Source organism: Halodesulfurarchaeum formicicum (genome assembly GCF_001886955.1).
GTDB classification, from domain to species: domain Archaea; phylum Halobacteriota; class Halobacteria; order Halobacteriales; family Halobacteriaceae; genus Halodesulfurarchaeum; species Halodesulfurarchaeum formicicum.
Genome location: NZ_CP016804.1, coordinates 1,238,283 through 1,255,678, shown reverse-complemented (window position 1 = coordinate 1,255,678; position 17,396 = coordinate 1,238,283). Strand labels below are relative to the sequence as shown.

The following is a 17,396-nucleotide window of genomic DNA, read 5'->3' as shown; positions in this document are numbered from 1 at the left end:
GGAGGTTCAGCCCCACACGACTGGGAGCCAGAGTGAACTTGCGACCGTGAGAAAGGCGATCCCGACGAGGTTGAGCCAGAAGCCGACCCGGGCCATGTCCGGAATCGTGAGATAGCCACTTCCGAAGACGATGGCGTTCGGTGGGGTCGCTACTGGGAGCATGAACGCGAAGGAGGCGGCCACGGCCACTGTTGCCATGAGTGCGAGCGGGGAGACCAGCAGTGCAGCACCGAGACCGGCCATGATCGGGATGAAAAGCGAGGCAATGGCGCTGTTCGACGCGATTTCCGAGAGGAAGACGACGAGCGTGGCAATCGCGAGGAGGACCCAGATGAACTCCACGCCCCGGAGGCCGACGAAGTGGCCGGCGATCCAGGCTGAGAGCCCACTCACCTGGAACGCGTTCGCGATCGAGAACCCGGCTCCGAAAAGGACCAACACGCCCCAGGGAACTCGCGTCGTGTCCTGCCACCGAAGGAGAAACTCGCCGCGACGGAGATCGACCGGGACCAAAAAGACCAGTATGCCGGCGACCACGGCGATTACCGTGTCGGTGAGCCCTGGGATGAGTGGCTCAAGGACGAACGGTCGGAGCAACCATCCGAGGACGAGAAACAGGAAGACTGCCACGACTCGCCGTTCGCCGGTGCCCATCGGGCCAAGGGCTTTTAGTTCGGATCGGATCTGCTCGTGCCCCGTCGGGAGAACCGTCTCTTCGGGTGGGACCAGGCGAAGGAGCAGGACCCAGGTGACGAGCAGAACACCAACCGCCAGCGGGAGTCCGAACTGCATCCACTCGACGAACCCGATCTGGATTCCGAGTTGCGCGCGGGCGACACCAGCTAGAATGGCATTGGGCGGGGTACCGATGAGGGTCGCGACCCCGCCGATCGAGGCCGCATAGGCGATCCCGAGCAACAGGGCCGTCCCGAAGTTCGACTGCTCGACCGAGCCGGCATCCAGAACGTCAGCCGTCCGACCCGCTAACGGGTTTGCTTGTGTTGGCTCTCGAAGGGCCTGTCGCTGGGCCACCACGCCCATCCCGATGGGGACCATCATCATTGCGGTGGCGGTGTTCGAAAGCCACATCGAGAGGAAGGCGGTGATGAGCATGAATCCCAGAATCAGCCGTCGGGAGTCGGTCCCAAAACGGACGAGCAATCCCAGGGCGATTCGGCGATGGAGTCCCCAACGTTCGATCGCGAGCGCGACCAGAAACCCGCCCAGAAAGAGAAACACGATTGGGTTGGCGTACGGAGCCGTTGCCCCCTCGACGCTTGTGACGCCAAGAACCGGAAAGAGGACGATGGGAAGCAGGCTGGTGACCGGAATGGGGGCCGCCTCCGTCACCCACCACGTTGCGATCCAGAGTGTGCTCGCCAGGACCGCGTTTGCTGCGGGCTGGAGGCCAGCCGGGGTGACAAAAAGGGAGGTCAGGACGAACAGGACCGGGCCAAGTCCCAGGCCGATCTGCTGCCGGCGGTTGTACGAGGTGGTTTCGCTCATCGGGCCAGAGGACGTGGATCAGGAGTTGGCTTACTCCTCGCCGCCACTGTACCCACCACTGTCGACGATCTCGAAGAGCGACCCCCACCCCTCGTCGGACTCGCTTTCGGGCAGCGCATCCCGGAGTTGCCGGAAATCCGAGGCCGGAACCTCCTCGTGCACCAGATCGATGATGACGCGGGCGTGGTAGGCAGCGTCCGCCCGGTCCGCGTTCTCGATTTCGCTAACACGGGTGAGAAACTCCGGCCAGTCGAATCGCTGCCCATGCTCGGTAACTGCGCCAGTCATGTACCACTTGATCTCCATCGGGAGCGAGGCGGCCAGGTCCGCTGCATTGCCCTCGGGAATCCGTTCCCCGAGGGTCATGAGTGTCGCTCTGATGGCCCGAAGCGTCTCGCCGGTGCCTGGAAAGGACAGGCGGTGCTGGACCGTTCCGGTGAATTCGTCGAACTGCATCAGTATGTATTTGATAGCGGTCCAACAAATACTCGCATGACCGTTCCCAGCCGGTGAAAACCAGGCCTGCGGTGGGTTCGATTCCGGTATTTTCCCGGCAACAACCTATTTGGGGAAACCTGCCGTCTGATTAGCCCACGCATGTACGACGACATCCTCTTGCCCTTCGACGGTAGCGACGGGGCAGCCGCGATTCTTCACCACGCGAGTGAGATTGCCCACCGGTTCGACGCCACGATTCGGGTGCTCTACGTTGCGGATACGACTCGCTACAGCATCACCCGTGTTGGCAACCAAACTGTCGATACACTCGTGGGGAAAGGCAGGGAGGTCGTCGAGGAGGCGGCACAGGTGCTCGACACGCTCGCCACGCCTTACGAGACCGACGTGGTGCAGGGCAATCCGGCTCCGACGATCGCGGCGTACGCAGAGGAGTACGGCTACGATCTGATCGTTCAGCCCACCCACGGACGGACTGGCCTGTCGCGATACATGCTCGGGAGTGTCTCGGAGAAGGTCCTCAGACTCGCTTCGGTACCAGTGCTCACCGCCCGGATGCGACCCGACGAGGAGACGCTGACATTCCCGTACGAACGGATTCTACTGCCAACGGACGGGAGCGAGCCTGCCCGTCGGGCGGCCCGACATGGACTGTCTCTGGCGGGGTTAATCGACGCCGACGTTCACGTACTCGCCGTCACACCGGAGGATGGGCCCGAACGGAGTCTCCTTGCGGACGAAGTGGTGGGCGAGGAGGCCGCTTCCGAAGCCGTCGAAACCGTCCTCGACGTCGCTGAATCCATGGGCGTCGCGGAACCAGCGACCCACATCGAGCGTGGGGATCCAGTCGAGGCCATTCGGGAGACGATCGACGAACTCGGGATCCACGCCGTGGTTATGGGGACGACTGGCCGGCGTGGCACCGATCGGATTCTACTGGGGAGCGTGGCCGAGCGGACCGTTCGCACGGCTCCAGTGCCGGTCATCACCGTTAGTGGCGAGTGATCGCGGGCGCGGGACGAAGCCCTTATAGAGACTGAACGGTCATTCAATACCACGATGCAGACGGTGTCCGGACCGCTTCTCGACTCCTCCTCATTTGCTGCTTTTGGTGCCATCGTGTGGTCGAATCGGTGCGGAGAACCCGGTGTGATGGATACGGGGCGAGGATCGTGAGCAACCGCGAGGTCAACGTCACCGACGGGGCTTTGCTGAAGCCCCTGGTCGTCCTCTCGCTCCCGATCGTGCTCTCCCAGATGCTCCAGGTCGGCTACAACCTGGCCGATACCTTCTGGGTGGGCCGGGTCGGACAGGAAGCCGTCTCGGCGCTCTCGTACTCCTGGCCGCTGGTCTTTCTGATGATCTCCGTTGCCGGGGGATTCACGGTAGCTGGCACGGTGCTCGTTGCCCAGTACAAGGGCGCTGGCAAGTCCGAACTGGTGGATTACGCGGCCGGGCAGACGATCGCCTTCGTGGTCGTGGTTGCCGCGTTCTTCTCCATCGTGGGGTTTGCCCTCACGCCGTGGCTCGTGGATCTGGTGGGGGCGAGGCCGGGATCGACCGAGTATCTACTCGCCGTCGAGTACACGCGGACGATCTTCCTTGGCGTGGTCTTCATGTTCGGCTTCTTCATCTTCCAGGCGCTGCTCCGTGGCTGGGGGGACACCCGTACGCCTCTCTACTTGATGGCCTTCGGTGTCGCCCTGAACGTCTTGCTGGACCCGTTCCTGATCCTGGGATTCGAGGAGAACGTTCTCCTGGCCTGGCTCGGCCTTGAGGGTCTGCAGGCGTGGCTGTACGGCGTGACTGGGTTCACCGGATTCGGCGTGCAAGGAGCAGCCATCGCCACGGTCTTCTCTCGGGGTGTCGGGGCCATTTTCGGCATGGCCTGGTTGTTCTCCGGGCGGGTTGGCATCCACCTCTCGCTTTCTGATCTAATACTGGAACGTGAGATGGTTCGCCGAATCATCCGGCTGGGCGCCCCCTCGAGTGTCGAACAGTCCACCCGGGCTCTCGGGGTCACCGTTTTGACCGCGCTTGTGGCCCTCGCGGGCGACGACGCCGTGGCTGCCCTCGGTATCGGCAACCGACTGAACTCCCTTGTCTTCCTGCCGGCCCTCGGGCTGGCTCGCGGGACCGAGACTGTGGTCGGACAGAACCTCGGCAACGAACAGGTCGACCGGGCGAAGCAAGCCGTCGGGTACAGTAGCGGGATCGTCGTCGGGGTGCTGGCCCTCTTGAGTGTCCTCGCGTACGTTTTTGCGGAACCGATCACTGCCGCATTCATCCCTGGCGAACCGGACGTCATCGCTATCGGGGCGGACTATCTCCGGATTATCGGGCCGACTTTCCTGTTCATCGGGGTCTTCCAGGTCGTTCAGGGGGCCTTCCGAGGGAGTGGTTCTACCCGGCTGGCGATGCTCTTTGCCATCCTCTCCTTGTGGGTGTTCCGCCTTCCGCCGGCCTACGCCCTGCTCGTCTGGGCCGGCATGGGCGCGACTGGGGTCTGGTATGCCATCGCGCTCTCGAACGTGCTCTCGATGGTCGCAGCCTCCCTTTACTTCCTGCGTGGGACCTGGACCGAGAACGTGGTCGAGTCCGAACCGACTCCCGAGCCCCTGGATGACTGATAGTCATCCTTTTGATTCCACCGTTCTCAAAACGCACAATGGCGACACTTCGGGCTCTGCTTCGGGCCGGCTGGTCACAGTTCGTGGCCGACCTCCGGACTGACCGCTTCCTCCGCTACATTCTGCTGCTCGCAGTCGTTTTGACCGGATTTTTCTTCTGGCATCGCATTCCGAACTTCGCGACCCGCGATGAGTTCAGCCGCATTCTCGACGCGCTGGTCCCCTACGGTTCGGTCATCGAGGACCCGAGCTGGGAGTCGCTCCGATCGGGCGTAGTCTGGGGGCGGACCCCATTCGGGGCGACGACGTTCCTCTACGGATTCCTCCTGCTACCGGTCGTCGTGATCGCGCTGTTCGCCGGCCAGGGTGATGCTATTGCCGCCCTCGCCTCTCCGGCCTGGGACTTTGGCTTCTACGAGGCCTGGCACACCACGCCCAAGTGGATCTGGACCCTGTCAATTGCACTCGTGCGGCTCGCGAACGTCGTCTTCGCGGTGGGCAGCGTCTATCTCACCTATCGGATCGGCGTCGAACTCGCCGCCCGTCCGGCCGGGCGACTCGCCAGCCTGTTTCTGACTCTTTCCTTTGGCTTTCTCACCATCGCTCACGAGGGCGGCGAGGACATGCCCGCGACCTTTCTGGTGCTGCTCTCGATCCTGCTTCTTGGGCGCTACGTTCGCCAGGGTGACACCCAGCAGTTCCTCGCCGCGAGTGTGACGGGTGGACTGGCGATTGGCTTCAAACTCACGGCTGCGCCCGTGATCGTCGTGATTGCGGTGGCCCACTTGCTCCGAGTCCACCGGAGCGGACGATCGGGAGTGGCGAGACTTCAGCCCCGACTGGTTCTGGCCGGGGCGCTCCTGGGACTGCTCTTCATTCTCGTCAGCTTCCCCACGGCGGTCGTGGGGAGACTGGACCTGGTCGTCGAACGGATCGTCGGTGGCTCACTCTCGCGGGCCAGTCACCCGACTGGACCGGATGCCCCCATCCTCTGGTGGTTCCTGCGAGGGTACCTCAGCGCGCTGGGGCTCCCGCTTTTCGTCGGCTCGGTGACCGGCGTCGCGGCAAGCCTCTGGCATCTCCGAGACAAACCCGCGTCCGCTCCGGCCGCAGTACTCGTGTTCACCGCGCTATTTGGCTATCTGCTGCTCTTCTCGGGGTGGCACGATTTCCGGGTCCACCATTTGCTCCCGACCATTCCCCTCGCCGCGATTTTGCTCGGCTGGACGGTGACCCGCTTCTGGGATCGTCGGCCCTCCCTCGCGGGCCCCCTCCTCGCGGTCCTGCTGATCACGTCTGGCCTCTATGCGGGGGTCGGCGTGGCTGGTTACGCCGACGTGCCCCGGGACAACGCGGTGTCGTGGCTCGAAACGGAAGCTGACGAGGACGCTGTGCTGGAGGTCTACCGACGTCACCTCCAGGACACCGCGGTCCCTCACTCGATGACTGTGCAGCACGCCTACGGCGCGAGCGATTCGGGTGACACACTCGATCCCTGCCCCACGTATATCCAACTCGGGTATCGTGATCTGCTCTATCTGGCCGAGGACACCTACTACCGGAACGGAATCGTCAGGGCGTCATACGTCCGCTCGCTGGTCTCCGAGGAGTACGGCTACGAGATCGTCGCCGAGTTCGGCCCGCGCCCACCGAACTTCGTCCCCGATCGGCCGACTCCGGGGGCCTATCACGAACTCCTTCGACTGGGAGTCATCCCGCAGACCGATCAGTACGCGGACGAACAGGAGCTTCGACCGAACCAGTACACCCTCATCCTTGAGCAGACTGGTGAGTGTGACGAGTCACGGGAGCAGCCATTCTAGTCCTCGACCGAAAGCGTGGCGAGATCCAGGCGCGCCGCCGGAATCCAGCCCAGCACCGCTGGCAAATAGATCCCGAAGACCCGGTCGATGAACACGATGGGGACGATGGCACTCCCAGGAACGCCCAGGGAGACAAAGACTGCCGTCGCCGTGGCTTCCGTGACCCCGACGCCGCCCGGCGTGAGTGGTAGCAGGGTCACGCTGTAGGCCGTGACGAGATAGAAGGGAAGCAAAATGAGCGGCTCGAAAGGCACGCCGAAGGCGGCCAGCAACACCCCGACTCTGATTGCCGGGGCCACGACGAGCACGATCGCCCAGCTCAGGCCATACTGCAGCCAAACGCCGCGATCGGTCGCGAGGGTTCGGAACGCCGCCGTCGACGCCTCGGTCATGTCGGTGAGTCCATCGATCCGGGCCGCGAGTCTGTCGCCGATAGCCGGGAGCAGGGACGCCACGCTGGCCAGTCCCCGCACGATCGGGTCCAGATATCGGAGGTTCGTCCCGGCGAGTAGGACCGTCGTCCCCGCGAAGAGGTACAACCCGGTCGAGGCGGCGAGCAGTCCCAGGAGCCCGATGGAGACCGATTCGAGCGTCGCGATCGCCACCAGGCCCAGGACCGAAATCGTGCCGTAAAGCACGGCGTAGATTCCCGTGTGAACTCCCGTCACTGCGGCTGCGTCGGCGTAGCTGAGTCCCGTGTAGCTCCGCACGACGAATGGGGCGGCCAGCCGCCCCGAGAGCCGGGACGGGAGAAGCTGATTGACGAAGTTGACCACCAGAGACGTGCTCGCAGCGGCCCTGCGGGTCGTCGGGGTGACCGCCCCGAGGACTGCGCGCCAGGTCTCGAACTGGGCGAGGGCTCCGACCAGGCTCACCAGAAGCAGGATGGCTATCGTCCTTTTGTCCAGGCTGGCCAGCCGATCGATCACCGTGCCGACTTCGATCTGGGTGAGGAGCCAGCCGACTGCCAGCAGGGCGATCCCGTACTGGAGCACCGTGACCGCGAGTTCGCGGGGGCTCCGACGGCTCATTTCGTCGCCTCGCTGGCCCCCTGGTCGGGGTCTGCTGTATCGAGATCGGTCTGGCGGAGCACTTTACGGGCCGTCACGAACTCGAAATCGGTCGCGAGGATCCGCTCGATCGCCCGGCGCATCCACGCACCGGTGTGCCAGTACACTCGCTTCGGGACACCCTCGATCGATGGCAGGTCGACGAACTCCCACGGGTGGACATAGAGCACGGGGACAACCCCGCGTCGCGCGAGCAGTCGCATGCCCAGAATCGTGTACCGCGGGCCGAAAAACCGGAGCCAGGTCCCGGTTAGTGGGAGCCTGAGTCCAGGCATGACACTCGTTGGCAACTCGGCGATCTCCGGCGGCGCTGAGTCCCAGACTGCAATCGCGGGGCCCGGCTCTACCAGTTCGAACTCGCCGCCGTACCAGCCGGGGATCGATCGACTCGCGACGACACTCGAATCGTACTCGTAGCCTGCCGCTGCCAGGTCCTGGAAGTGACCGGGGGCGATGTCGAAGGCGGGGGCCCGGAAGCCCGTGACTGGAGCGTCACTAACGGCTTCGAGGGTCTCCCGGGAAGTGCGCAGCTCCTCGCGACGCGTTTCCGAGTCGAGTTCGCTCAACAGTCGGTGGGTCCTGGTGTGGGAACCGATCTCGTGACCTCCCTTGGCGATCGATTCGACTGCGGTCGGGTTGGTTTCGGCTAGCTCCGAGACGGTGAACCAGGTCGTGGACACGTCGTGGGTTTCGAAGGCGGACTGAAGGAAATCCACACCGTCGAGGCCCACGGTCTCATCGGCCATTGTCCCCGACGCCGTCCGGTAGGCAGGCGTGTGTCTGAACAACTCGAAGTCGACTGAGAGCACTGCCTGTGGTGTCTCACTCATCCCGGTGGTCCTCGAGTTCGGCTCGCAGCAGGCTCACTTCCTCGTTGAGCCGCGAGACCTTCTCGTAGAGGCTGCCGATCCGGTTCAGCAGATAGGTCACCAGGACGAAAAGCGTCAGATTCGCCATCACGAGAATGGCCCGAGCCTTGAGTTCGAGTCCCAGAACCGTCGCGACGAACTGGAAGGCGTCCGGGAAGAGCGCGACGAAGATCAGGCCCGCACCCACGAGCACCGACGTGGCGAAAAGGACCATGTCCTCCCGTCCCCGCCGGACCATGTGATAGCCGTTGGCCAGAAAAATCACGCCGACCGCGAGGGCGATGGCATTGACGACGGTGAACTCGGCCATGTTATCTGAAGAGAAGGACACGAAGGGCGACATCGGTCATTCGCAGCGGGTAGAGGACAAAGGTGTCCAGGGTGAACTGCGAGTTGCCCGTCTCGCGGGTCGGGATCTCGGTCGAGACCTCCGTGATGGTAAAGCCCCGCTTTGCCGCCTCCAGGGTCTGTTCGACCGCCCAGTGCTTGTCGGAGTGATGAAGAATCTCGGCCAGCATCGAGACGCGATAGACCCGGAACCCGCTCGTGACGTCGGTGATCTCGATGCCGCCCAGCGTATTGACCAGCCCCGTGAAAAACTGGATGCCGAGGGTCCGAACCAGGGAGTACTCCTCGTGGCTCTCGTTCAGGTATCGGCTCCCGATCACCATGTCGGCCTCTGTCGCGGCCGAGAGCAACCTGGGAATCTGGCTCGGGTCGTGTTGGCCGTCGGCGTCTACCTGCACGACGAAGTCGTACGCCGCCTCGATGGCGTAGCGATAGCCGGTTCGAACCGCGCCGCCAACACCGGTGTTGAACGTGTGTTCGAGCACCCGTGCGCCGTGTTCCCGCGCGACTTGCTTGGTCTCGTCCGTCGAGCCGTCGTCGACGACGACCACTTCATCGACGTACTCCCGGGTCCCGTCGATAACGGACCCAACCGTGTCTGCCTCGTTGTACGCAGGAACGACGGCGACGGTTCGCACTAATTGGGTGACGGCTGGCCGAGCCCTTGAATGTACCGTTCGATCAGTCCACGCGTGACGAAACAAAATTGAGGCTTCGTCCCCAGGTGCCAGCAATGACGAGAACGTTCGTCGTCGGCCTGGATGGGGCGAGCTGGCGCTTGCTCGAACCCTGGATCGAGGCCGGTGAACTGCCGAATCTGGAACGGCTCAGGGAAACGGGAACCTGGGCCGGCACGCGCAGTGAACTGCCACCGGTGACGTTCCCCAACTGGAAATGTTATTCATCCGGGAAGAACCCGGGCGGCTTCGGGGTTTACTGGTTCGAGCACGTCGATCTGGCGGCTGGAACCATCGACGTGGCCGACGGGAGTGATTTCCAGACGGTCGAACTCTGGGATTACCTGAACGACGCGGGCCAGTCGACTGGCGTGGTGAACATGCCGACGATGTATCCGCCCCGGGAGATCGACGGGCCGATCGTCTGTGGCGGGCCCGACGCCGCCGAGGGGGAGTACCGGGCCATCGACTCCGGCTACACCTCGCCGCCGGAGCTAGCTGCTGAGCTAGAGGATCGCTTCGACTATCGGGTTCATCCCGATCCGCTGCTCTCGGGCAACGACGAACGGGGTGCGGAGGTCGAGGCCATCCTGGAGCTGCTCGATACGCACTTCGAGGCCGCGCTTTCCCTCTTCGAGGAGCGGGATCTGGATTTCGTGCACCTGACGTTGTTCTATCTGAACGTGCTCCACCACTTCTTCTGGGACGAGGAGCCGACCAGGCGGGCCTGGACCCTCGTCGACGAGTGGCTCGGCCGGATTGGGGAGTTGGAGGACACGAACGTCGTGCTCATGTCCGATCACGGGAGCGCTCCCACGACGACTGAGTTCTACATCAACGAGTGGCTCGCCGAGAACGGCTATCAGACCCACAATCGGACCGTCGACGACACGTTGCAACAACTGGGACTGGACCGGGAGACCGTCCTTGGGATCGCAAAACGGTTCGGCCTGGTCGACACCCTCGCGGCGATCGTTCCCGAACGCCTCCAGCAACTCGTCCCACAAGCTGACGGGCTCAAACGACAGCGAAAGCTCGAAGCGATCGACCTGGAGCAGACACAGGCGGTCGCCAGCGGTCAGGGGCCGGTCTACCTCAACCCTGCCTTCGACGTCGATTCGGTTCGGGAACAGCTCATGGCCGACCTTCGCGAGGTCGAGGACGAACATGGCCCCATTTTTACGGCCGTTCATCCCGGCGAGGAGGTGTACAGCGGTCCGTTCCTTGATAGCGCGCCGGAAATCGTCGTCGACCAGCGCCCCGGCGTCCACGTCAATGATGGAATCGGGGGAGGCACCATCATGTCCGGTCCGGATCGCTGGGCGGCGGAGAACACCCCCTTCGGGATCTTCGTCGCGAACGGTCCGTCCTTCGAACCCCACGGCGAACTTGATCGTATCAGCATTCTCGACATCGCTCCGACTGTGTTGGCCGCCCAGGGGACTGACGTGCCGACCGACATGAACGGGTCTGTGCTCCCGATACTCGCGGGCGAGTCAGATTGGGACCACCGGGAACCGCTGGCATTCGACGAGCGAGCGGGCAACGAAGACAGTACGACGGTCGAAAAGCGCCTCCAACAACTGGGATACATGGAGTAGGCTCAGTTCGAAACGGCCGATAGTTCCTTGGTACTGGCACACATAGTACTCACATATGCCATCGGATAGCACCAGACGAATCCGTGAGCTCGAAGACCGCGTCGAATCCCTCGAAGCGTTGCGGGATACGCTACTGGAAGCCCTGGAGGCCACCGAGACCTATGCCTGGGAGTGGGACATCGAGTCGGACACCGTCGATCGCCATCCCGCGTTCGAGACGCTCTTCGGGGTGGACGCGACCGAGTTGGAACCGATCTTCGAGAACTTCATCGAGCGGGTCCACACCGCCTACCGCGAGGATGTCGTCGAGGCCTTCGAGAGAGCCATCGATGAGGGTTCCTCGTACCACGTGCGGTATCCCCTGACCCTGGACGACGAAGAAATCTGGCTCGAAGGACAGGGAGAGGTCGTCCTGAACGATGATGGAACGCCCGAGCGGATCGTGGGCACGACCCGTCGGATCCCCGAGCCTGAAGACACCTGATCGGTCGGTTCCGAGCCGTTATCACGCACTGGGGAGTTCGATCCGAACGATCGTCCCCCGCGGATCGTTTTCTTCAAACGAGATCGTTCCATCGGAGACCGTGACAATCCACTGGGTGAGCCAGAGCCCGAGCCCACTGGAGTGAGCGAGGGGCGTTTCACGTCCGGCCTCCAGCGGGTCGATCTCGGCGTCTGGAATCCCAGGGCCGTCGTCGGCCACCGTGATCTCCACCGTCTCGGACTCCGGCGGGTCGGTCACGGTCACTTCGACAGTGGGGGAGTCTCGATCGTTGTGTTTGACGGCGTTCGAGAGCACGTGATCGAGGGCGAGATCGAACCGTTCCCGGGCACTTGCAGTCACCGAATCGGGGACCGATACCGAAATCGTCGTGTCGGGATATTCGTTTTTGAAGCCCATGACCTTCGTCTTCACCCGGGTCGCCACGTCGATGACGTTTTTCTCGGACCCGTGGTCGTCGATTGCACTCTCGATGTGACGGACGCTCTCGGCGATTCGACGGAGGCGATCGGACTCGTCGATGACCGTCTCGAGGGCGGATTCAAGCTTCTGGGTGGAGGAGCGGGCGAGTTCCGCGTTCCCCTTGATGATGTTGACCGAGGACCGAATGTCGTGACGGAGAATTCGGTTCATAACCGAGAGGCGCTGGTGGAGTTGTTCGACGTGTTCCTTCTCGGCCTCGAGTTTCTCTTCGTGGCGCTTTCGTTCCGTGATGTCGCTGTTCACGGCGACGAACCGTTCGATGTCCCCCGCGGGACCTTCGATCGGAGCGATGGTCTGAGAGACGACGAATCGTTCGCCCTCGGCCGATTCGTTGACGACCTCTCGCTGGAAGGTCTCCCCGGCGAGGATCGTCTCCCAGAGTTCTTCGTAGTAGGAGTCGCTCATCTCCCCGGACTGTAGCATGCGTGGGTTTCGACCGACAGCCTCGGTCCGGTCGTACCCAGTGATCTCCTCGAAAGCTGGGTTGGCATACTGAATCGTGCCGTCGGTGTCGGTCCAGTAGATCGAATGGCCGGCGTTCTCGACGGCCGTCTTGAAGGCTCGGATGTCGGCTTCCTCTTTGACCGTTTCGCCGGTGTCCCGGACCGTCCCAAGCACGTATTCTTCACCGCCGATATCAGTTGCTTGGAGCGTGATCGCAGCCCAGAAGACACTCCCGTCCCCAGCAGTCGCCTGCCGGCGCAGCGTTATCGGCTGGCCATCTGTGGCCCTCTTGAACACGTCGGTGGCCCGGTCCCGGGAGTGTGCTCCCAGGTCTGAACTCAGCGTGGCAATCGAGGTGCCCCGGAGCTCGGCTCGTGAATAACCGAAAAGCGTTGTCGCCTGCGCGTTGCACTCGACGACCCGGCCTGTTTCCGGGTCGAACACGAGGACGGGATCAGGCAGCGCCTCGAACAGTTCTCGATAGACATCCCCCTGTGTCGTCCGTTCGAACAGTTCATCGGTGCCTGATTGGGTGTTGTCCATGGGGGGAGGGGTTTCGGATCGGTCGAGTGCTCTTGGTTGGGCGTACTCAGAACTAAAACATAACTGTTCTTCGTTCCGATGGTATCTAATCGGTTGATTCGGGTTATTCTTCTTCGGATTCAGTGTCAGATTCCATCGGTGTCAGCGTCGGTTTCGACGGCACTTCGAACTCGGCCCCATCGGATCGGCGGAGCGCGTAGACGCCGGCGAGCAGGACCAAAAGCGACTGGATTCGGACCGCTGTGACGAACCACTGCCGGGGCTCCAGATCCTCGGTATTTCGATAGCTCGGTCCGAGTGCCATGGTTTTCGACACTTCGATCACGCGCCTGGGAAAGACCGATCCGACGACGCCGAGCAGGACCGTCAGGAGTTTCATTTTCATACTAACAGGTTTGTCGGCCCGATAGAAAAATTTGTGCCCAACTACCCGGGTAGCGGTCACGGGAACTGATCGCGGTGGTAACTGTCCTGTTCCATCTCGCAGTTGCCGTCCGCGTCGATCACCAGTCGGCCGGAGTACCCACAGGTTCGGGAACTGTTGTACTTGCAGCTCGTGTTCATGCAGTCGACGGCGTGTCGGTTGTCGCCAAAACTCATACGTACACCTTGGGAGAGCAGTATCTTGAATCCAGGTGCTGACCCGTGGAAAGCATGAAGAGGGTTCCACGCCACTCCGTTGATATGTACGACCGGATCGTCGTCGCCGTCGATTCGAGTGCGGAGGCGGCCCACGCCGCGCGGACGGGCTTTGTGCTTGCCCAGGCCCTCTCGGTCCCGATCGACGTAGTGACCGTGTTGGAAGCCTCGATTCTCGACGCGTTGCGATCCGGGGCCGGTCGTGATCGACTCCGTTCGGACCGCGAGCAGTTACTCGCCGATATCGAGACCCAAGCCGAGGACGTCCGGATTTCGAGTACCCTGCTCGAGGGACGGCCTGCCGATCGAATCGTCGAGTTCGCACTCGACAGCGGGACGAACCCGTTGGTCGTTCTCGGTCGGCAAGGTCGGTCGTCCGTGTCTCGCCGGCTTCTCGGCGGTGTCACTGAAGGGGTCCTCGAACGTGGGGACATACCGGTACTGGTGGATCCAGGGCCAGGGGAAGACGAGTCCGATTTCGACCCGTCGCGGATTCTCGTTCCGACGGACGGGAGCGAAAACGCCGACATCGCACTCCCACACGTTGCTGCGCTGGCGAGCCAGTTCGACGCGTCGGTCACCGTTCTCTCCGTGGTCGACCTCCAGCGAGCAGGTGGCGTGTTCAACGCTGGTGGCCTCGACGGGGAGTTTATCGAGGCCCTCGAGAGTCGGGCCGAGACGGCGACCGAGGCGGCAGCGGAGACGGTTCAGGCGACGGAGCCGAACCTGTCAGTAGAGTCGATGGTCCGCCGGTCGAAGGACTTCGAAGGTGTCTCCGGGGCGATCTGTGAGACCGCCGCGGCCGAGAACGTCGATCTAGTCGTGATGGGATCACACGGTCGTTCGAACGTCCGCCGTCAACTGCTGGGAAGTGTCACGAGTACGGTGTTGCGCTCGATCGACGTGCCGACACTCGTGGTCCCGCGCTCTCAGTCTTGATTCGATTCGGGGACCAGTCCGTCGATCCCGTCCCCCGCGCTAACCGAGTCAGTCTCCTGGTCGCCCCACCCATTACGAACCGTGATTTCGGCGTTTTCCGGTGGCGTTCCATCGACGGTCACTCGCAACAGTGCCGAAGGATAAGTGATGACCGTCGCACAGGCGTCTTCGTCACCTGACTCGACGACCCGGGCGGTGGCCTGGAGCGTGCCGTCGATCAGCTGAACGTTCTCGAATTCTACCGTCCGGTAACAGGCCGACGGGCCGACTGACTCGACGAGTAACACCCGTTCGGTCTGGTAGTCGGGGCCCTCGAGTGACGATTCGATAGCAGCCACCCGTTCGCCCGGGAGATCGAACGCTTCGAGGGCTGCTGCCTGATCCTCGTCGCTTGCGACGAGAACGGCGTGTCCGACGACCCCCTCGTCGTGCCAGGCTGGGCGGGTGCCTCGCACCGCTAGCGGGACTGTCTCCGTCTCCGTAATTCCCGAGCCAGATCCAGGTGCCGAGAGGCACCCGGCAAGTGAGAGGGCGACCCCGCTACCGAGGGCCCCAAGCGTGGACCGGCGTGTGTACTCCATAGTGGCCTCGAGGGGGCCCAGCAGCGTCACCGTTTCGGAGCCTCAAAGGCCCCTTTGAGAACAGGCCTGTTCAGTCGTCCGCTACTTCGTTTCCGACCCGCTTGCCGGCGTAATCCCGGCCCAGGTAGTAGTTGAGCCAGGAAGAGGTCCCTTCCAGGTCGTAGTCGGGCGGCGGGATGTAGGTGTCCCGAAGTTTTTCACGCGCTTTCTCGAGGCCGCCGTCGGCCTTGAGCTTCCGATAGGCCCGGACGTAGATACACTCCTGCTCGCCGGGATAGACCTCACACCAGCCGTCGTAGCTTCCGCCACAGGGGCCGTTGCGTTCGTTTTTCGGACACTGGGACATCGGGCAGAGATAGGCCATATCGAAGAGCGCACAGTTGCCACACTCCTGGCAGTCATTCGAGATGGTCTTGGTGACCCGCTCGAAGGTCGTAAAGGGCTCTTCGAGGGCCGAATCGTCGACTTTCTTCGAGAACCAGCGCATCGGGCCGAACAGCGGGCCGTCAGGCTCGAACATCAGCTCGTGGGCGACCTTGAAGCCCTTGTACTTCAGCCCGGTGCTGGGGTTCTCGGGGAGGATGGCGTGTTCGTCCGCGTTGAGCCCCGTCTCCGGGTCCCGCTCGTAGTAATAAAAGCCGTCCTCCATCGGGAAGTCGAACTCGGAGACGTACTCCTCCCAGTCGGGAGCGAGCTCTTCGCCGCGCTCCACGATGTACTCGACATCGTCGTAATCCGCAGCGTGCCCGCCGATGTGGACCCCCGCAAAGCCCATGCCCTTCATGAAGGCGTACATCTTCGCCGCACGTTCGAGCATCGCCTGATGGGGGTCCTCGCCCTCCTGTTCGGCTTCGACCTCCTCGCGGAGGTCGTCGGTGACGATGGCCCCGGGGATCCGGTTCTCGTTCATCGCCCGGGCCGAGCCGGGATCGAGGACATAGAGGTTGCCGATGACCGGCACGTCGAGGTCTTTCTCGTCGATGAACTTGATGAGTTCGTGGAACTTCCGGGCGTCGAACCCGACCTGTGGAATGATGAACTCGGCCCCCTTCTCTACCTTCATCTCCAGTTTCCAGTACTGGGGCATCAACTCGGCTTCCAGACGCTTGAACGGGGAGACGACTGCGCCCGGGAAGAAGTCCGTCTCGGCAAGTTCGTTGTGTCGTCCGAAGTTGTCCTCGAACTCGAACCCGTCGTTGAGATCGGAGACGAAATCCAGGGTCTGGACCGGATCGAGGTCATAGACGGCTTTCGCCTGGCCCTCGAAGGCCGGCCCCTGGTGGTCCCCGCTCATTATCAGGATGTTGTGAATATCCTCGCGCTCCAGGGCGTGGAGCAGGCCTTCGATCTGGTTCCGATTCTTGTCCTTGGTGGTGAAGTGGACGAGCGGTTCGATGCCCCGCTCTTTGAGTTTCATCCCCAGGTAATCGGCCGAGAGCGCGGGTGTCCCACCTGGGTTATCCGTTAGCGAGACCGCGTCGACGACATCGCCCGAGGCCGCCGTCTCCGCGTCCTCGAAGACTTCCTCCTGCTGGGGTTCGTGGGAGCCCCGTCCGGGAATCAGCTCCCAGGTCACCGCGAAGCGGTCATCGGCCTCCACAGCCGCACGAAAGTCCTGTCTGGTCATTGGTTCACCCTCCGGCCCACCACCTGACTAGGTCGGGCTCCGTCGCTGTTCCCCATCCCGCCCGACCGGCCTGTCGTGATTCGGCGTCGACACGTGCTGGACATCGCAGTAACAGCGACTAGGCCGGATGCAATCTTGAACGTTTTCATCCTGGAAAAATAGCCCTGAACGACCGAAATCGGATGGCCGCGGACGAATCAAAACGTTGATACTGGTCACCGGTGATTCTTCGATACTGTCATGTCCATGGACGACCTGCTTGCAGTTTTTTCCGCCGAAATCGAACGAGCAAACGGTGATTACGTGATTTCGATCCCTGAGCGCGAACTCGAAGTGGGGGAACTGGACCCCGACTCGGTGTACCGCTTTGCCGTCCTGGGATCGGTCTCTCAGGGACCGACTCGGTCGAAATCCAGCCCCACCGAGCGTTCGACCCCACCGGTCGACGAGGGGGATACCCTCGAAGTCGAGATCGATTCGAAAGGTGAGGAAGGGGACGGGATCGCCTACGTCGAGGGCGGTTACGTCGTTTTCGTCCCGAATACGGCGATCGGGGATGTTGTCACGGTCGAGGTCGTGAGTGTCGGCCCGCGCTTCGCCCGGGCCGAACCGGTCGATGGGACCCCGTCGGATTCTGATATCGAAGCGATCTGATCGG

18 protein-coding genes are annotated in these 17,396 nt (G+C 62.8%); 7 read left to right on the top strand and 11 right to left on the bottom strand.

Going from position 1 to position 17,396, the window contains the following annotated elements:
* Positions 1-6 precede the first annotated feature (6 nt).
* Both HSR6_RS06525 and HSR6_RS06520 read right to left on the bottom strand, forming a co-directional pair.
* Positions 7-1,506: an SLC13 family permease gene (locus HSR6_RS06525; protein ID WP_071933160.1), complete on the bottom strand. Its 1,500-nt coding sequence runs from the start codon at positions 1,504-1,506 to the stop codon at positions 7-9.
* Between the two features lie 30 nt (positions 1,507-1,536).
* A complete protein-coding gene (locus HSR6_RS06520; RefSeq protein WP_071933159.1) occupies positions 1,537-1,962 on the bottom strand; it encodes a DUF2267 domain-containing protein in 426 nt (141 codons plus the stop codon).
* 141 nt (positions 1,963-2,103) lie between these two features.
* Between HSR6_RS06520 and HSR6_RS06515 the strand changes: the two genes are divergently transcribed.
* The 3 genes from HSR6_RS06515 to HSR6_RS06505 all read left to right on the top strand — a co-directional run bounded on the left by HSR6_RS06515 (position 2,104) and on the right by HSR6_RS06505 (position 6,415).
* Entirely contained in the window at positions 2,104-2,967 is an 864-nt protein-coding gene (locus HSR6_RS06515; RefSeq protein ID WP_070365100.1) for a universal stress protein, read from the top strand.
* 167 nt (positions 2,968-3,134) lie between these two features.
* Positions 3,135-4,592 (top strand): MATE family efflux transporter, encoded by a 1,458-nt coding sequence (locus tag HSR6_RS06510; protein WP_070365940.1) that lies wholly within the window; start codon positions 3,135-3,137, stop codon positions 4,590-4,592.
* A 38-nt stretch (positions 4,593-4,630) separates the two neighbouring features.
* Complete coding sequence (locus tag HSR6_RS06505) at positions 4,631-6,415, top strand: ArnT family glycosyltransferase (RefSeq protein ID WP_071933158.1); 1,785 nt, start codon at positions 4,631-4,633, stop codon at positions 6,413-6,415.
* Here the strand turns inward: HSR6_RS06505 and HSR6_RS06500 are convergent.
* Genes HSR6_RS06500 through HSR6_RS06485 form a run of 4 tightly spaced genes read right to left on the bottom strand, consistent with a single transcriptional unit; the run spans position 6,412 to position 9,340 of the window.
* Positions 6,412-7,446, bottom strand: coding sequence for a lysylphosphatidylglycerol synthase transmembrane domain-containing protein (locus tag HSR6_RS06500; protein WP_070365098.1), 1,035 nt, complete (start codon positions 7,444-7,446; stop codon positions 6,412-6,414). The two genes, HSR6_RS06505 and HSR6_RS06500, sit on opposite strands and share 4 nt — an antisense overlap.
* Complete coding sequence (locus HSR6_RS06495; RefSeq protein WP_070365097.1) at positions 7,443-8,315, bottom strand: polysaccharide deacetylase family protein; 873 nt, start codon at positions 8,313-8,315, stop codon at positions 7,443-7,445. The genes HSR6_RS06500 and HSR6_RS06495 overlap by 4 nt, the downstream gene beginning before the upstream one ends.
* The gene (locus HSR6_RS06490) at positions 8,308-8,697 is read right to left on the bottom strand and encodes a DUF2304 domain-containing protein (protein ID WP_233488532.1); all 390 of its coding nucleotides are present in this window, start codon (positions 8,695-8,697) and stop codon (positions 8,308-8,310) included. Before HSR6_RS06490 ends, HSR6_RS06495 begins: the two co-directional genes overlap by 8 nt.
* Entirely contained in the window at positions 8,666-9,340 is a 675-nt protein-coding gene (locus tag HSR6_RS06485; RefSeq protein WP_071933156.1) for a glycosyltransferase family 2 protein, read from the bottom strand. Before HSR6_RS06485 ends, HSR6_RS06490 begins: the two co-directional genes overlap by 32 nt.
* A gap of 95 nt (positions 9,341-9,435) precedes the next feature.
* Between HSR6_RS06485 and HSR6_RS06480 the strand changes: the two genes are divergently transcribed.
* Positions 9,436-10,980 (top strand): alkaline phosphatase family protein, encoded by a 1,545-nt coding sequence (locus HSR6_RS06480; protein WP_070365094.1) that lies wholly within the window; start codon positions 9,436-9,438, stop codon positions 10,978-10,980.
* Positions 10,981-11,035: 55 nt separating this feature from the next.
* A complete protein-coding gene (locus HSR6_RS06475; RefSeq protein WP_070365093.1) occupies positions 11,036-11,464 on the top strand; it encodes a PAS domain-containing protein in 429 nt (142 codons plus the stop codon).
* A gap of 21 nt (positions 11,465-11,485) precedes the next feature.
* Here HSR6_RS06475 and HSR6_RS06470 read toward each other — a convergent pair whose 3' ends face one another.
* The 3 genes from HSR6_RS06470 to HSR6_RS11005 form a co-directional block, all read right to left on the bottom strand.
* Complete coding sequence (locus HSR6_RS06470) at positions 11,486-12,952, bottom strand: PAS domain-containing sensor histidine kinase (protein WP_071933155.1); 1,467 nt, start codon at positions 12,950-12,952, stop codon at positions 11,486-11,488.
* 103 nt (positions 12,953-13,055) lie between these two features.
* Complete coding sequence (locus HSR6_RS06465; RefSeq protein WP_070365091.1) at positions 13,056-13,337, bottom strand: hypothetical protein; 282 nt, start codon at positions 13,335-13,337, stop codon at positions 13,056-13,058.
* A 56-nt stretch (positions 13,338-13,393) separates the two neighbouring features.
* Positions 13,394-13,552, bottom strand: a complete 159-nt coding sequence (locus HSR6_RS11005) for a hypothetical protein (protein WP_157754382.1) — start codon at positions 13,550-13,552, stop codon at positions 13,394-13,396.
* Positions 13,553-13,636: 84 nt separating this feature from the next.
* On the opposite strand from HSR6_RS11005, the gene HSR6_RS06460 reads away from it, so the two are divergent.
* Positions 13,637-14,530 carry a universal stress protein gene (locus HSR6_RS06460; protein WP_070365090.1) on the top strand — a complete coding sequence of 298 codons (894 nt, stop codon included), beginning with the start codon at positions 13,637-13,639 and terminating at the stop codon, positions 14,528-14,530.
* On the opposite strand, the gene HSR6_RS06455 is transcribed toward HSR6_RS06460, so the two are convergent.
* Both HSR6_RS06455 and HSR6_RS06450 read right to left on the bottom strand, forming a co-directional pair.
* Positions 14,521-15,111: a hypothetical protein gene (locus HSR6_RS06455; protein WP_148661817.1), complete on the bottom strand. Its 591-nt coding sequence runs from the start codon at positions 15,109-15,111 to the stop codon at positions 14,521-14,523. The two genes, HSR6_RS06460 and HSR6_RS06455, sit on opposite strands and share 10 nt — an antisense overlap.
* A 70-nt stretch (positions 15,112-15,181) precedes the next feature.
* On the bottom strand, positions 15,182-16,738 hold the full coding sequence (locus HSR6_RS06450) for a methylenetetrahydrofolate reductase C-terminal domain-containing protein (protein WP_070365088.1): 1,557 nt from the start codon (positions 16,736-16,738) through the stop codon (positions 15,182-15,184).
* Between the two features lie 240 nt (positions 16,739-16,978).
* On the opposite strand from HSR6_RS06450, the gene HSR6_RS06445 reads away from it, so the two are divergent.
* Positions 16,979-17,392, top strand: coding sequence for a TRAM domain-containing protein (locus HSR6_RS06445; RefSeq protein WP_070365087.1), 414 nt, complete (start codon positions 16,979-16,981; stop codon positions 17,390-17,392).
* Positions 17,393-17,396 lie beyond the last annotated feature (4 nt).

Excerpts from the sequence above, each read along its gene's own strand:
- HSR6_RS06525 (WP_071933160.1), bottom strand. The coding sequence starts at position 1,506 with ATGAGCGAAACCACCTCGTACAACCGCCGGCAGCAGATCGGCCTGGGA.
- HSR6_RS06520 (WP_071933159.1), bottom strand. The coding sequence starts at position 1,962 with ATGCAGTTCGACGAATTCACCGGAACGGTCCAGCACCGCCTGTCCTTT.
- HSR6_RS06515 (WP_070365100.1), top strand. The coding sequence starts at position 2,104 with ATGTACGACGACATCCTCTTGCCCTTCGACGGTAGCGACGGGGCAGCC.
- HSR6_RS06505 (WP_071933158.1), top strand. The coding sequence starts at position 4,631 with ATGGCGACACTTCGGGCTCTGCTTCGGGCCGGCTGGTCACAGTTCGTG.
- HSR6_RS06500 (WP_070365098.1), bottom strand. The coding sequence starts at position 7,446 with ATGAGCCGTCGGAGCCCCCGCGAACTCGCGGTCACGGTGCTCCAGTAC.
- HSR6_RS06495 (WP_070365097.1), bottom strand. The coding sequence starts at position 8,315 with ATGAGTGAGACACCACAGGCAGTGCTCTCAGTCGACTTCGAGTTGTTC.
- HSR6_RS06490 (WP_233488532.1), bottom strand. The coding sequence starts at position 8,697 with ATGTCGCCCTTCGTGTCCTTCTCTTCAGATAACATGGCCGAGTTCACC.
- HSR6_RS06480 (WP_070365094.1), top strand. The coding sequence starts at position 9,436 with ATGACGAGAACGTTCGTCGTCGGCCTGGATGGGGCGAGCTGGCGCTTG.
- HSR6_RS06475 (WP_070365093.1), top strand. The coding sequence starts at position 11,036 with ATGCCATCGGATAGCACCAGACGAATCCGTGAGCTCGAAGACCGCGTC.
- HSR6_RS06470 (WP_071933155.1), bottom strand. The coding sequence starts at position 12,952 with ATGGACAACACCCAATCAGGCACCGATGAACTGTTCGAACGGACGACA.
- HSR6_RS06465 (WP_070365091.1), bottom strand. The coding sequence starts at position 13,337 with ATGAAAATGAAACTCCTGACGGTCCTGCTCGGCGTCGTCGGATCGGTC.
- HSR6_RS11005 (WP_157754382.1), bottom strand. The coding sequence starts at position 13,552 with ATGAGTTTTGGCGACAACCGACACGCCGTCGACTGCATGAACACGAGC.
- HSR6_RS06460 (WP_070365090.1), top strand. The coding sequence starts at position 13,637 with ATGTACGACCGGATCGTCGTCGCCGTCGATTCGAGTGCGGAGGCGGCC.
- HSR6_RS06455 (WP_148661817.1), bottom strand. The coding sequence starts at position 15,111 with ATGGAGTACACACGCCGGTCCACGCTTGGGGCCCTCGGTAGCGGGGTC.
- HSR6_RS06450 (WP_070365088.1), bottom strand. The coding sequence starts at position 16,738 with ATGACCAGACAGGACTTTCGTGCGGCTGTGGAGGCCGATGACCGCTTC.
- HSR6_RS06445 (WP_070365087.1), top strand. The coding sequence starts at position 16,979 with ATGTCCATGGACGACCTGCTTGCAGTTTTTTCCGCCGAAATCGAACGA.